Source organism: Anaerococcus sp. HMSC068A02 (assembly GCF_001811125.1).
Classification (GTDB): domain Bacteria; phylum Bacillota; class Clostridia; order Tissierellales; family Peptoniphilaceae; genus Anaerococcus; species Anaerococcus vaginalis_C.
Map to the genome: position 1 here is coordinate 1 of NZ_KV803746.1, position 14,404 is coordinate 14,404.

Below are 14,404 nucleotides of genomic sequence, written 5' to 3' on the forward strand. Positions count from 1 at the left end.
TGCATTTTTCATCTACTTTGTCTACAGTCTGAGCAGGCTTTATGCCTGCTTTATTTTTTAAAAATTATTTAATTTCTTCAGAAAATCCTTCAAGTTTTGATGTACAATTTGGACATCTTGTTGCTTCTATATTAATTTCTGATTTACAGTGAGGGCAAATTTTTGTTGTAGCTTCTACAACTTCTTCTTTTTTTGCCTTATTCAATGCTTTTACAATTAAAAATAGGAATAATGAAATAATTAAAAATGTAATAATTGCATTTATAACGCTACCTATTTGTAATTTTGCTCCAAAAAAATTAACTGCCAAATCTTCGTAATCAACTCCTGCTGTAAGTCCTGAAATAATTGGCATCAAAATTCCATCTACAACTGCACTTACAATTGCAGTAAAAGCAGATCCCATGATAAGACCTATTGCCAAGTCAACTACATTTCCTTTTGAAATAAATTCTTTAAATTCTTTCCACATAATATCTCCTTATTTCTTATTTGTTTTCATTATACCAATATTTTTATAAATGTGTAGGATAGAAAATATTTTAAAAATAGTATAGTGATTACAAGGAGAAAAAAATTATGAAAAATTTACAAGTTGATGATGAATTTTATAAAAAATTATCTAAATATGCTGTTTTTATTCCTATAATAAATATTGATGGAAAAGACCATATTTTATTTGAAGTTAGGAGTAATCTTATTTCCCAAGCTGGCGAAGTTTCTTTTCCAGGTGGTGGAGTAAATGAAGGCGAAAAATTTGAGATGGCTGCCATTAGGGAATGTAGGGAAGAATTAAATTTGGACGAAAAAGATATTTCTTTGATTGGTTATTCTTCTATGATTTTATCATCTTCAAATAGGCTAATCAAAGCTTATTATGGAAGAATTAATAAAAATTTTGAAAATATTTCTTATAATATGGAAGTTGATTCTATTTTTACGGTTTCTATTGATTATTTGAAAAAAAATCCTCCAGAAAAATATACGGCAAAACTCAAAATGGATTTGCCAGATGATTTTCCTTTTGAAAAAATTCCTAATGGAAAAAATTATAATTTTTGGCAAAGGTACCATACTTTTTATTTTTATAATACAAAACCTGTTATATGGGGAATGACTGCAAATGTTTTGAAAGATTTTTTGAAATTTTATAAATAATTATTTCTTATAAAGATTTATAATTTGTGGTAAAATTAGTTTATAGGAGAATTGTTTGTAAGAAAGAAAGATGTGGTTATGAAAAGTTATATTATAGAAAAATTAAAAGATTATTCCAAATCTAATGAAAAAGTCAAGGCGATTTTTTTTGTAAAGGAAGATAATAATAATGAATATTTTGCAAATATTTATCTTGTTTTGAGTGATATTATTATTTCAAAAATCAAAGAGGATTTGGAAAATATTTTTGATGATTATGCAATGATTAATAAAAGAAAAGATTCTTTTGAGCTTGATAAAAAAAATCAACAATTTACAAAGTTCGAACTTTATACTAATGATTCTACAAAAATTTCCATAAATTTAATTGTGGAAGATAAGGCAAATGATTTTATAAAATTGTGTCCGGGAAGTATTGAATTTATTTGTGATAAAATGAATTTAGAAGAAGAAATTGGTGAGAAAAATATTGTTTATAGTCTTGCTCGTGAATTTGAATTTGATGAGTGTTGTAAGAACTTTTTTTCAAGCTGTTTGGATGTTTCTTTTAATCTTATGTCAAGAGATCTTATTAGTGCAGGTTATAGAATGCAAAGTGTAAGGGATTATCTATATAAATTATTAAATTGGTATATAATTGACAAATTTAATAAGGGCAAAGATGCTGGGGAGTATGGACAAAATTTAATTCATACTTTGGAAGCTGATATTAAGGAAGAATTGTTATTGACCTTTAAAACAAATGATATTACTGAAATTTATGGGGCAATTTTTGCAGCTTGCCAATTGTTTAGAAAAATTGGTATGCAACTTTCTGAAAAATTCGATTTTTCTTATCCAAAAAAAGATGATGTTTATACACTAAAGCTTTTGAGAAAAAATTATAAAAAAATGGAATCGCTACAAGTTTAGGGGGATGAATGAAAAGGAAAAAAATTATAGCATTTTTATTGGCGTTTTTGTTTATATTTTCTCCAATCAAAACTTTTGCTGATGATACGGTAGCAAAAGAAGGAGATAATATTGTTGGTGCTGATAAATTTGTAAAGGCGTACTTGATTGGAAATCAAGAAAGTGGAGATATTTTTTATCAAAAAAATGCAGATCAAACTTATCCAATAGCATCAATGAGTAAGCTTATGACATTTTTACTTGCAAGAGATGCAATCGAAAGTGGAAAAATTTCTTTTGATACAAAGGTTAAGGGAACTAAGGAAGCCGAAGACTTAACAGGGCCAGAATATTCTGCAATGGGAATTAAAGAAGGCGAACAATACACAATAAAAGAATTGCTCACAGGTCTTATGGTAGTTAGTGGCAATGATTGTGCAAATCTTTTGGCAAGTACAATTTCAGGAAGTGAAGCTAATTTTGCCAATGAAATGAATAAAAAAGCCCAAGAATTAAATTTGAAAAGTCAAAAATATTACAATGCATCAGGAATAAATACGGAAGATGATAAACAAAATTCATCATCTGCAAAAGATTTATTTGAACTTACAAGAATAATTGTTGACAAGTATCCAGATGTTTTAGAATATTCAAAAATAAATGAGATTAATGATAATAAAAAAGATATTCACAAAAAATCAACTATTCCACTTAGGGACGAAATAAAAGGCGTTGATGGATTAAAAACAGGAACAACAGAAGAAGCTGGTCATTGTCTTACAACAACCATCGATATGAACAAATTTGATCCAAAAAATGAATTTAGGGCAATAGGAATTGTGATGGGAGCTGAAGAAAATGAATTTAGAAATTCAGCTATGACCGATTTAATCTATTACGTTTCAAGATATTTTAATTATAAAAAACTTACAGATAAAGATTTGCCTAGCGATTCAATAAAAGTTAATTCTGTAAAAGAAGGATATGTAGAATTATATCCAGAAAAAACAGTTGGCTTTATAATTAAAGACAAAGCAATGCCAAGTGTAAAAATTAAAATTAATAAAGACATAAAAGCACCAATCAAAAAAAATGAAAAACTCGGCAAGGCTTACATAAAATATAAGGACAAATCATACGAAGTTAATTTGATAAGCAAAAAAGATCAACAAAAGGCATCTAACTTTACTAGAGTAAAAAGAACAGTATCAGATGCTTGTAATTTTTTGGTAGAATGTATTATAGCTAGATAGAAAAAGTTTTACTTTTTCTATCTTTTCTGCTATACTATTGAGGTAGGTCCTGGTAGCTCAGCTGGATAGAGCACCGCCCTCCTAAGGCGGGTGTCGGAGGTTCGAATCCTCTTCAGGACGCCAAATATTTTTAGCTATTGCAAATTTTTAAAAAATGAGCGATAGCTTTTTTTGTTGAATAAAACTTTAAAATATTTTAAAATCGTGGAGAAATAAATGGATGATATTTTTTATATGAAAGAAGCCATAAACGAGGCAAAACTTGCAAGATTAGAAGATGAAGTTCCAATTGGTTGTGTGATTGTAAAAGATGAAAAAATAATTGCAAGAAGTCACAACTATACTTACAAAGGAAAATCTGCATTAAAGCACGCAGAAATTCTTGCGATTGATAAGGCGAGCAAGTATGTTGGAGATTTTAGATTAGAAGATTGCACAATGTATGTAACAATGGAGCCTTGTTCCATGTGTGCTGGAGCAATAATAAATTCAAGAATAAAAAGATTAGTTATAGGTCTTGCCGATGTAAAAAGAGGAGCTTGCGGTTCAAACACAAATATTACAGGAGACAGAAGCCAACTGCATTATTTAGATGCAGAATTTGGTTTGATGAAAGAAGAAAGCCTAGAGCTTTTGCAAAGTTTTTTTAAAAAATTGAGAAATAAAAAGAAAAAAGATTCTTGCCAATAAAGGTTAAGAATCTTTTTTAAAATAAATTAAATTGTAGCAATAATTTGCCAAAATACCTTGTATTTATCGATCAAGGTTGTAAATAATTTCTTATTAATTGTTTGGGGTTGCATTAATACCTTTGATTCCTTTTCAAGTTTTGAATAAGCCTTATATAAATTTTCGCTGTTTGTTTCAATAACAACCCTTCCATTATTTCCACTTGTCCAATGCTTATCATCAGTTGTGTCAAATAAATATACATTATTTCCATAAATTTCTAATTTTGAATTATAAATTCGATCTCGGATTTCTTCGGGAAAGTTATACTGTTCAAAGTCAGAATATCTGATTATTTTTTCGGGCGGATCAAGGTCAAACATATCGCAATAATATTCAATAGCCTCCAAGCATTTTCCATTTTTAAATGATATACCAACTGCCATATTAAATTCCTTTCTTTAATTAAATTTAACATAATAGTATAATAATATCAAGATAAAAAATTATTAATAAAATATAAAGGGGGCGTAAATGAAGATTTCTTTAATAGATCCTTTGCTCGTTGATGATAAAATAATTGAAAGTCATAAGAAAAAAATAGAAAAACTTGGTCATGAATTTCAATATTTCAAAAAAAGCGCATCTGATGATGAAAAAATAATTGAAAGATTAAAAGACAGCGATGTAGCTATAATTACAAATAATAAATTTTCAAAAAATGTAATTGAAAATACAAATTTAAAATTAATTGATGTGGCATTTACTGGCTTTAATCATGTTGATATTGATGCTTGTAATGAAAAAAATATTATCGTAGAAAATGCCAGCGGATATTCTGATGATTCTGTCGCTGAGCTTGTGCTTGGTCTTGCAATTTCTCTTATGAGAAAATTTAATGAAAACAGAAAAAATATGTATGAAGATGAATCTTTTAAGCTCATTGGTCAAATTATAAAAGGAAAAACTGTTGGAGTTGTTGGCACAGGAAAAATTGGAATAAGAGTTATTGAATTATTTAAGGCTTTTGGGGCAAATATTTTGGCATATAGTCGAAGTGAAAAAGATGAAGTGAAAAATCTTGGCGCAAAGTATGTTAGCCTTGATGAGCTTTTGAAAAATTCTGATATTGTTACAATTCATCTTCCTCAAAACAAAGAAACTTGTGGTTTTATTGGAAAAAATGAGCTTGATCTTATGAAAGATAAGGCAATTTTGATAAATTGTGCAAGGGGACCAATTGTTGACAATGATTATTTGGCAAAATTATTAAATGAAGACAAGTTAAGGGCTGGCATTGATGTTTTTGATATGGAACCTCCGATTGATAAAAATTATCCGCTTAGAAATGCAAAAAACACAGTGCTTACAAATCATGTAGGATTTTTAACTCAAGAAGCTATGGATATTAGATGTGAGATTGTTTTTGATAATTTATATAAGTTTCTTGATGGCAAAATCGTAAATAAAGTAAATTAATTATGGATACAAAAATTATAGCGATAGCAGGCGGATCTGCTAGTGGAAAATCTTCTATTGTTGAATATATAAAAAATTATTTTTCTAAAGATTTATATGTAATTGGACATGACAATTATTACAAATCACATGATGATCTTAGTTTTGAAGATAGGGAAAAATTAAATTATGATAAACCAGAATCTTTTGACAATGAAATGTTTTTAAAGGATCTTTTGGCTTTAAAGGCTGGAAAAGAAATTGATATGCCAACCTATGATTATAATATTCATACTAGAAGCAAAGAAACTATTCATGTTGTTCCCAAAAAAATAATTCTTATTGAAGGAATTTTGGTTTTGTATGATGAGAGAATAAGAAATATTTTGGATACTTGCGTTTTTATTGATGCGGATAGTGACGTAAGACTTCAAAGAAGAATTCTAAGAGATACTAAAGAAAGATCTAGGAGTTTGGAATCGGTTTTGACTCAATATATAAAACAAGTAAAGCCAATGCACGAAAAATATGTTGAGCCAACAAAAAAATATGCAGATATAATAATTCCAAGAGGAGCAAAAAATACTAGAGGAATAGATATTTTAATTAAGCATATCGAAGATTTGATTGAGGAATAAAATGGAAGTGAAGTTACTTGATGTAGATTATAAAAAAATAGAATCCTACTTAAATGGCGATTCCAAGTTAGGCCATAAAATTTTTGGATCAATAAAAAAAGATGATGGATATGTTTTTAGATTGTATGCTCCAAAAGCTGATAGGGTTTTAATCAAAGGGGATTTTTCAAATTGGCAAGAAATTCCTATGTTTAAAAATGAAAAGTATGGATATTTTTATAAATTTATTAAGGCAAAAGAGGGCGATTACTATAAATATGTTATAGAAAGCCAAGGAAATAGATTTGAAAAATTTGATCCTTATGGAAAATATTTTGATATGTCTCCAGAATTTGCTACAAAAATTATTGATACATCTTATGATTTTTCTGATGAAAAATGGATGAAAAAAAGAGAAAAAAATTTTGATAAACCAGTAAATATTTATGAAATTCATTTGGGAAGCTGGTTAAGGTATAATTCTATGCCAAATATTTTGGATATAGTTGATAAATTAATTTCTTACGTAAAAGATATGGGCTATACTCACATAGAGCTTATGCCAATTACAGAACACCCTTATTATCCTTCTTGGGGCTATCAAGTTTCAGGATTTTTTGCTATGTCATCAAGATATGGTTCTATAAAAGATTTGCAAAAATTTGTAGAAATTTGCCACCAAAATGATATTGGAGTAATTTTTGATTTTGTAATTGTTCATTTTGCAGAAGATTATTATGCCCTTAAATATTTTGATGGAACAAGTCTTTACGAATCTGATTATAAAGATTTGCAATATTCTGAATGGGGAAGTTTGAATTTTGATTATTCAAAAGGTCATGTGAGAAGTTTTATGAAATCTGCTATTAATTTTTGGATAGAAAATTGTCATTTCGATGGAATAAGAATTGATGCAGTTTCTAATATGATTTATTATGATGGAAATAAAAATAGGGGAGTAAATCCTAATAATATTAAATTTTTAAAAGAATTAAACAGAGATCTTTCAAATGATTATCCAAATTTCATGAAAATTGCAGAAGATTCATCATCTTATGAATTTGTAACAGGAAAAAATTCACAAGATAGTCTTGGTTTTGATTACAAGTGGGATTTGGGATGGATGAATGATACTTGCAAATATTTTGAAGTTGATTCAATAAACAGACATATGTATCAAGGAAAAATTAATTTTTCTATGTTTTATTTTTACAGAGAAAATTTTCTTTTACCATTAAGCCATGACGAAGTAGTTCATCTAAAAAAACCTATGATAAATAAAATGAACGGTTTTTATGAAGATAGGTTTAAACAATTAAAATTATTAAATACTTATCAAATGACTCATCCTGGCAAAAAATTAAATTTTATGGGCAATGAATTTGCAACTTTTGATGAATGGAATGAAAATGAATCTTTAAATTGGGATATTTTAAAATTTCCAATACATTCAGATTTTAAAAATTTTGTGAAAGATTTAAATTTCCTTTACAAGGACAATCCAAGTTTTTACAAAAATGATTTTGATGAAAAAGGATTTTTGTGGAAAGTTGTTGATGACAACATAAATTCTGTTTTTGCCTACGAAAGACTTGCAGATGATAAAAGATTTTTGGTAGTATTAAATATGACTAATACTTACAAAAAATCTTATCCGATTTTTTATGATGAAAATTTGATTTTTGTTGAAAAAATTAATAGTCTTTCTGAAAAATATGGTGGAGATAAATATAAAAGAGAAAATATAAAAATTAATAAGGGGGAAAATCTTGAGCTAGAGCTTTGGGAATATGAGGCTGTAGTTTTTGAAATAAAAGAAAATGAGTAGAAACAAAGAGGCTATCAATCTTTCTTGGTTGGTAGAAAAATGGACAATTTGGGATAATTCATATTTAAAAAATATTTGGTTAAATCTTGATACTTTGGATTTGATAAGAATAAATGATGATATGGATAACAATGACGATATAGAAGAATCTTATATTGATATTGAAAATAATATGGACGAATTTGTTTGTATGCCTGGTCGTGAAGCTGTAAATAAAAAACTTGCAAGAGAAGTTTTTATGGATTATTTGGGAAGCGTCGATAGGGATAGGCTTTTTGAAAATTATAATGAATACTCAGCTGACGAGGAATTTTTGGATTTGATTTATGAGCTAGGACTTGAAAATAAACTCCAAGAATTTAGAGAAAAAATTGCTGGAGCTATTTTATTAAATTGGGCAAATGAAGAAGATATTAAAGTAAATAAAGATATGGTAGTAATAGATTTATATAATAGGGATTAGATTTTGAAAAATAAAAAAATAAAAATGACTTGTGTGGTGCTAGGCTTATGTTTAGCACTTTCATCATGTAATAAAAAAATTGAAAAAGTTAAACCAGAAGCAAAAAGCAATATTAAAAGTGAAATGAGTGCTGATAAGAAAATTTCTTCAAACAATTCAAATAATATTGACGAAAATCAATTGAAAAAATTTGATACAACAATTTATGAATACTTTGACACAATAACAACTTTTACTGCTTATTGCAAAAATGAAGAAGAATTTAACAAATACAAAGATATAGTTGAACAAAGAATGGCAGAATATCATAAATTATTTAATAATTATGATAAATTTGATAAGATAAATAATTTTTCCACTATAAACGAAAATGCTGGAAAAGAAAAAGTCAAAGTTGACAAAAAAATAATTGATATTTTAAAAGAAGGAAAAAAATGGTACAAGGAAACTGATGGCGATATAAACATTGCATACGGCAGAGTTTTAAAAATATGGCTTGATTTAAGAGAAAAAAGTGAAAAAGATCCAGAAAATATAAAACTTCCATCAGACAAACAGCTCGAAGAATCAGGAAAATATAGAAATATAGATGCCATAGAAATAGATGAAAAAAATCAAACAGCATACATTAATGATAAAAATGTTCAAATTGATATTGGTGGAATTGGAAAAGGCTACGCAACTGAATTAATAAAAAAAGAATTGATGGAAAAAGGACTTCAAACTGGAATTTTATCAGTTGGTGGCGACGTTGCAATAATTGGAAAAAATCCTACAAGACCATCGGGGAAATTTAAAATTGCAATAAAAGATCCATCACTATCAGAAGATCATCCTTACGCTTCAGTAGTTTCTGTAAATAACACATCAGTTGTAACAAGTGGAGATTATGAAAGATATTTTGAAATTGATGGAAAAAAATATCATCACATTATAGATCCAGATACAAATTATCCATCAACAAAATTTAAATCTGTTTCAGTAATAACAGATAATATTGCCTATGCAGATGCCCTTTCAACAGCTCTTTTTATAAAAGATTTGGAAGAAGGAAAAGAATTAGTCAAAAAATTTAATGCAGAAGCTTATTGGATTGACAAAGATGGCAATACATTTAAAACTGAAAATTGGGACAAATACGAAGTAAAAGAAAAATAAAATAAAAAATTTAATGCGATATTTCGCATTTTAAATCATATACAAACCCTCAAGCACGAATATCGGACTTCAAAAATTGTTGATTTCTAAATTCCAAAATTCTAAAAACGCAAACTCGCTAACGCTCAAACAGTGCGTTTTTTTGACGAATTTTAAAATTTGAAATCAAATCAATTTTTTCCGTATGATATTCTTAGCATGAGGATTTGTATATTTTGTAAAGAATCTGTGATGCGATATTTCGCATCTTTTTTTTATAAAAATATTCAAAAATTTTTTCATCTAGTATATAATATAATCTGTATTTAGGAGGTAGGAATGATAAAAAAAGCTTTTAATAATGATAAATATATAAAAATCCAGTCGGAAAAAATAGAGGAAAGAATAAAAGAATTTGATAAGTTGTATCTTGAATTTGGTGGAAAATTATTTGATGATTCTCACGCATCAAGAGTTTTGCCAGGATTTTTGCCTGATTCTAAATTACAAATGTTAAAAAAATTAAAAGATATTACAGAAATTGTAATCGTAATAAATGCAAATGATATTGAATCAAATAAAATCAGATCAGATCTTGATATAGGTTATGATACAGAAGTTTTAAGGCTAAAAACTTCTTTTGAGGATTTGGGATTTTTTGTAAATTCAATAGTAATAACTCAATTCGATAACCAACCATCAGCTATAAAATATGGAAAATATCTTGATAGTTTAAATATAAAAAATTATAAGACTTATGACATTGAGGGTTATCCAAATAATATTCCTCATATTATAAGCAAAGATGGTTTTGGAAAAAATGATTATATACAAACAAGTAGGGACTTGGTAGTTATAACAGGGCCAGGACCTGGAAGTGGAAAGCTTGCAACTTGTCTTTCACAAATGTATTTGGAAAATGAAAGAGGAATAAACGCAGGCTATGCAAAATTTGAAACTTTTCCAGTGTGGAACCTTCCTTTAAAACATCCAGTAAATATTGCCTACGAAGCAGCTACAGCCGATTTAAACGATGTAAATATGATTGATCCATATCATCTTGAAGCTTATGGAAAAACAACGGTAAATTATAATAGGGACGTTGAAGCTTTTCCTATTTTAAAACAAATGTTTGAAAAAATTTCAGGAGTTTGCCCTTACAAATCTCCAACTGATATGGGAGTAAATATGGTTGGTTTTTGTATCGACGATGAGAAAGAAACAATAAAGGCCTGTGAAAATGAAATAATAAGAAGATATTACAATGCCCTAGTAGATTTTAAACTTGCAAAATCCGACTTTAAACCTGTAGAAAAAATAGAAATTTTGATGAGCGGACTAAATTTAGAATCATCAGATAGGATAGTTGCCATAAAAGCTAGAGAAAAACAAAAAGAAAAAAATTCAGAAATTTTTGCAATTGAGCTTGACTGCGGAAAAATTGTTACAGGCAAAAAATCAAAATTAATGTCATCTCCAGCTGCATGTATTTTAAATGCCTTAAAAGAAATTTCTGGAATAAATGACGAAATTCCATTAATATCTCCACATATATTAGAGCCAGTTTTGAAATTAAAAGAAGATATTTTAAAACAAAAAGAGGAGTCCTTATCAGTTGACGATGTATTGATAGCTCTTTCAATATCAGCAACAACAAATCCAGTAAGTCATTTGGCACTAGAAAATTTAAATAAGCTAAAAGGACTTGATGCTCACTCAACAATAATTTTAAACGACAGCGACAAAAAGACTCTTTTAAAAATGCACTTTAATTTCACCCAAGATCCAGTTTTATCACAAGGATATTTAAATATTTAAGAAATTCCCCGATAAGGGGATTTTTTATTTGCAAATTTTTAAAAAATTCGAATTAATTTATAATTCTATTTACTATATTTGCTTGACAAAAATTAATCAATGTTATAAGATGAATTTATAGAAAGCGTTTTTAAAAAAATCTTAAAGGAGAAAATATGAATAACGTAAAAGTAGATGTAAAAAATGAAATTGCTTATGTAACTATTGATAGACCAAAAGCTTTAAATGCTTTAAATTCAGAAACTTTAAAAGAATTAAATGAAACTTTTTCAGATATAAGAGATAGAAAAGATGTAAAAGTTTTAATTCTTACAGGTGGCGGAGAAAAATCTTTTGTAGCTGGCGCTGATATTTCTGAAATGGTAAATGCTACACCACAAGAAGGAAGAGCTATGAGTATGCTTGCTTATGAAACTTTTAATATGCTTGAAGAAATGCCACAAGTTACAATTGCAGCTGTAAATGGCTTTGCTCTTGGTGGCGGTTGTGAAATTTCTATGGCTTGTGATATTAGAGTTGCATCTAAAAATGCTCTATTTGGTCAACCAGAAGTTGGTCTTGGAATAATTCCAGGATTTGGTGGAACTCAAAGACTTCCAAGACTTGTTGGAAAAGGAATTGCAAAAGAATTAATTTTTACAACAGATTCTATAAAAGCTGACGAAGCTTACAGAATTGGTCTTGTAAATCACGTTGTTGAAAAAGAAGAATTAATTGATTATTGTACAAAAATGGCAGAAAAAATTATTTCAAAAGCATCTTACGCTGTAACACTTGCAAAACAAGTTATAAATCTTGGAGTAGAATCTGACCTTCACACAGGAATTCAATTAGAAGCAAATACTTTCGCATCAACTTTTGAAACTCACGACAAAAAAGAAGGCATGACAGCTTTCCTTGAAAAAAGAAAAGCAGATTTATCTGATTTTTAATTAAAAAAATTAGGGGCTTTTGTAGGATTAAATTATTTCTACAAAAGCCCCATTTTTTATTCATCTTCGTATTCCACATAAGAAAAATAATGATCTCTTTCATTTAAATCTTCATTTTCGTAAGTTTCAATTACTTCGTTGTTGATTGATTTTACTAAATCTATTATATATGATCTAAGATTTGCTCTTCCGAGCATTTTTTTACCTAAATTTTGTTTTATATTTGTGATTTTTTTATAATTTACTATATACTTTGCAAGGTCGACGCCTTCAACCCTTCTTTTTTTCAAAATAAATTTGGAAATAAAAGTTAGAAGGTCGAACAAATTATTTGATTTTCTTTTTAAATATCTAAGTGAGCTATTAAAAAATATTCCCTTTATAGAAACTAATTTATCAAAAAATTTATCTTTTGAACCATCAATTTCAAATCTTATATTTTTTGTTAAAAATTCAAAAATTTCATTAATTTCATCTTGGCAATAATCAATTATTTGGTCTGTGATTGAATAATTTGGATTATTTAATTTTGCCATAAATTCAACTACATAAGATGGAGTTGTCTTTTCATCAAGCGCCTTGTATTGGTAAATATAATTTGAAAAATCATATAAGCTATGTCCGTCTTTTGAAATTGGCATAGAAATACCTTTTTTCATAAGCTTATCATAATAATAAATTATATTGTCTGTTGTCATTATTTTTTCTTCAAATTGCTCAATCAAAATCTCTAGGCATTCTTCCAAATCTTTTGCTTTTATTATGGCGTGAGACCTGTATGAATCAATTTTTATAAACATTTCCCCATCTGCATCATAAATATTTATAAAGCCTAATTTTTCAATATGAATTGGGAATTTATCCTTGTAAAATTTTAAAATTTCTCCTATATATCCTTTTTTTGGAAGATTTATTTTTAAAGCTGTGTTTATCCTATCAATTAAAAATTTTTTAATATTCATTTCAAAAATCATAGGATTTTTTGCCATGGAATGAACATAATTAAACAAAACATCTTTTAGTGATAATTGATTTTCTAAAGCGTAGGCAATTGAATTTTCTATTTTTATGGTTTCTCCTGATAAATTTTCGTAAGAAAAAGATTTGATTAATTGAGTTTTTAAATCAACAGAAAATCCATTAAATTCTTCTATATCATCCAAAACATTTATGTGTCTTATTGGTAGAGGATAGGTTACGGTTGAACCAGTTTGAATATTAAATATTTCATTTCCCAAAACAGATTTATATTTTGCAGTTCCATTTTCATGCAAGTGACCTGTAAATAAAAATTTTACGCCCATATCTGCTAAAACTTCAATTGGAAGCTTATCATTTATTCTAGGATCATCGTCAATATATTTTTCATTCCAATTTTTTATTATAAAAGGTCCCAAGACGAGTCTTTGATCTCTAAAATTTGGAATAAAAGCATGATGAGATATTACAAAAATCATATCTTTTCTAGCTTTTGCCTCATCAATTTTTTCAATCGCCCATTTCATAACATTTTTATCAAGGGCTCCAACCACATTTGTTTTGCCATCCTTATGATTTTGTTCATAATCACAAGAATAAATCGAAGTGTCAATAAAAAGTAAAGTTAGAGAATTTTTATTTTCTAAATTATTATCAATTCTTGCAAGATAAGATCCATATCCTTGGCAATAATAAGAATATTTAAAATCTCTGTTAAATCTTTTATTTACAAAATCTAGATGAGATTTGAAAATATTAGAATTTTTATAAAATTCCAAAACCTTATCTTTGTACAAAAAATCATATATTTCAAAAAATTCTCTAGGTTCAATATAATCAGTCTTTTTGAGATTTTTATAATCAAAAGCTTGCTTGTTATTTATATCATGATTTCCTGGAATTAAAAATATTTTTCTTTGTGGATTTTTATAGGTCCATGATTTTAAAATTTCCATAACTTCAAGATGAGATTTTTTTTCTCCATCTTTTGTCAAATCGCCAGGAATTATTATATATTTGCTATCATTAAGACTTGCAAGCTCTAATGCTTTTTTCAAAAGCCCTTCGCCTTCAACCAAAAATTTTCTATCGTATTTGATAGCCATATTAAATTCTTTGTTATTAGCCATCAAAGATCTTGCTAAAATATGAATATCAGAAAGAATGCTTAGGCTTATTTTTTTATTATTTTCCATACTATC

General features: G+C 27.7%; 14 protein-coding genes and 1 tRNA gene. 12 read left to right on the top strand and 3 right to left on the bottom strand.

The window, feature by feature from the left end; genetic code table 11:
* Window positions 1-64: 64 nt before the first annotated feature.
* A complete protein-coding gene (mscL, locus tag HMPREF2782_RS03460) occupies window positions 65-472 on the bottom strand; it encodes a large conductance mechanosensitive channel protein MscL (protein WP_070640886.1) in 408 nt (135 codons plus the stop codon).
* Window positions 473-579: 107 nt separating this feature from the next.
* Between mscL and HMPREF2782_RS03465 the strand changes: the two genes are divergently transcribed.
* The 5 genes from HMPREF2782_RS03465 (at window position 580) to HMPREF2782_RS03485 (ending at window position 3,992) form a co-directional block, all read left to right on the top strand.
* Window positions 580-1,158 (top strand): NUDIX hydrolase, encoded by a 579-nt coding sequence (locus HMPREF2782_RS03465; protein ID WP_004839145.1) that lies wholly within the window; start codon window positions 580-582, stop codon window positions 1,156-1,158.
* Window positions 1,159-1,236: 78 nt separating this feature from the next.
* Entirely contained in the window at window positions 1,237-2,070 is an 834-nt protein-coding gene (locus HMPREF2782_RS03470; RefSeq protein WP_070606114.1) for an aminoglycoside 6-adenylyltransferase, read from the top strand.
* A gap of 8 nt (window positions 2,071-2,078) precedes the next feature.
* The gene (locus HMPREF2782_RS03475) at window positions 2,079-3,302 is read left to right on the top strand and encodes a D-alanyl-D-alanine carboxypeptidase family protein (protein ID WP_070640889.1); all 1,224 of its coding nucleotides are present in this window, start codon (window positions 2,079-2,081) and stop codon (window positions 3,300-3,302) included.
* Window positions 3,303-3,348: 46 nt separating this feature from the next.
* A tRNA-Arg gene (locus HMPREF2782_RS03480) sits at window positions 3,349-3,425 on the top strand.
* A gap of 93 nt (window positions 3,426-3,518) precedes the next feature.
* Window positions 3,519-3,992: a nucleoside deaminase gene (locus tag HMPREF2782_RS03485; protein WP_070606112.1), complete on the top strand. Its 474-nt coding sequence runs from the start codon at window positions 3,519-3,521 to the stop codon at window positions 3,990-3,992.
* 26 nt (window positions 3,993-4,018) lie between these two features.
* On the opposite strand, the gene HMPREF2782_RS03490 is transcribed toward HMPREF2782_RS03485, so the two are convergent.
* Window positions 4,019-4,417 (bottom strand): VOC family protein, encoded by a 399-nt coding sequence (locus HMPREF2782_RS03490; RefSeq protein WP_019117412.1) that lies wholly within the window; start codon window positions 4,415-4,417, stop codon window positions 4,019-4,021.
* 88 nt (window positions 4,418-4,505) lie between these two features.
* Between HMPREF2782_RS03490 and HMPREF2782_RS03495 the strand changes: the two genes are divergently transcribed.
* From HMPREF2782_RS03495 to HMPREF2782_RS03525, 7 genes are all read left to right on the top strand, one after another.
* Window positions 4,506-5,450, top strand: a complete 945-nt coding sequence (locus HMPREF2782_RS03495) for an NAD(P)-dependent oxidoreductase (protein WP_070640891.1) — start codon at window positions 4,506-4,508, stop codon at window positions 5,448-5,450.
* Window positions 5,451-5,452: 2 nt separating this feature from the next.
* The gene (gene udk, locus HMPREF2782_RS03500) at window positions 5,453-6,067 is read left to right on the top strand and encodes a uridine kinase (protein WP_070640893.1); all 615 of its coding nucleotides are present in this window, start codon (window positions 5,453-5,455) and stop codon (window positions 6,065-6,067) included.
* Window position 6,068: 1 nt separating this feature from the next.
* Entirely contained in the window at window positions 6,069-7,874 is a 1,806-nt protein-coding gene (gene glgB / locus HMPREF2782_RS03505) for a 1,4-alpha-glucan branching protein GlgB (protein ID WP_070640895.1), read from the top strand.
* Window positions 7,867-8,337 (top strand): hypothetical protein, encoded by a 471-nt coding sequence (locus HMPREF2782_RS03510; protein ID WP_004839137.1) that lies wholly within the window; start codon window positions 7,867-7,869, stop codon window positions 8,335-8,337. The genes glgB and HMPREF2782_RS03510 overlap by 8 nt, the downstream gene beginning before the upstream one ends.
* 24 nt (window positions 8,338-8,361) lie before the next feature.
* Window positions 8,362-9,495, top strand: a complete 1,134-nt coding sequence (locus HMPREF2782_RS03515; RefSeq protein WP_070640976.1) for an FAD:protein FMN transferase — start codon at window positions 8,362-8,364, stop codon at window positions 9,493-9,495.
* A 318-nt stretch (window positions 9,496-9,813) separates the two neighbouring features.
* Window positions 9,814-11,292 (top strand): DUF1846 domain-containing protein, encoded by a 1,479-nt coding sequence (locus tag HMPREF2782_RS03520; RefSeq protein ID WP_070640898.1) that lies wholly within the window; start codon window positions 9,814-9,816, stop codon window positions 11,290-11,292.
* A 155-nt stretch (window positions 11,293-11,447) separates the two neighbouring features.
* Window positions 11,448-12,224, top strand: coding sequence for an enoyl-CoA hydratase-related protein (locus HMPREF2782_RS03525; protein WP_004839134.1), 777 nt, complete (start codon window positions 11,448-11,450; stop codon window positions 12,222-12,224).
* Between the two features lie 56 nt (window positions 12,225-12,280).
* Here the strand turns inward: HMPREF2782_RS03525 and HMPREF2782_RS03530 are convergent, their stop codons facing one another.
* The gene (locus HMPREF2782_RS03530; protein ID WP_070640900.1) at window positions 12,281-14,398 is read right to left on the bottom strand and encodes a metallophosphoesterase family protein; all 2,118 of its coding nucleotides are present in this window, start codon (window positions 14,396-14,398) and stop codon (window positions 12,281-12,283) included.
* Window positions 14,399-14,404 lie beyond the last annotated feature (6 nt).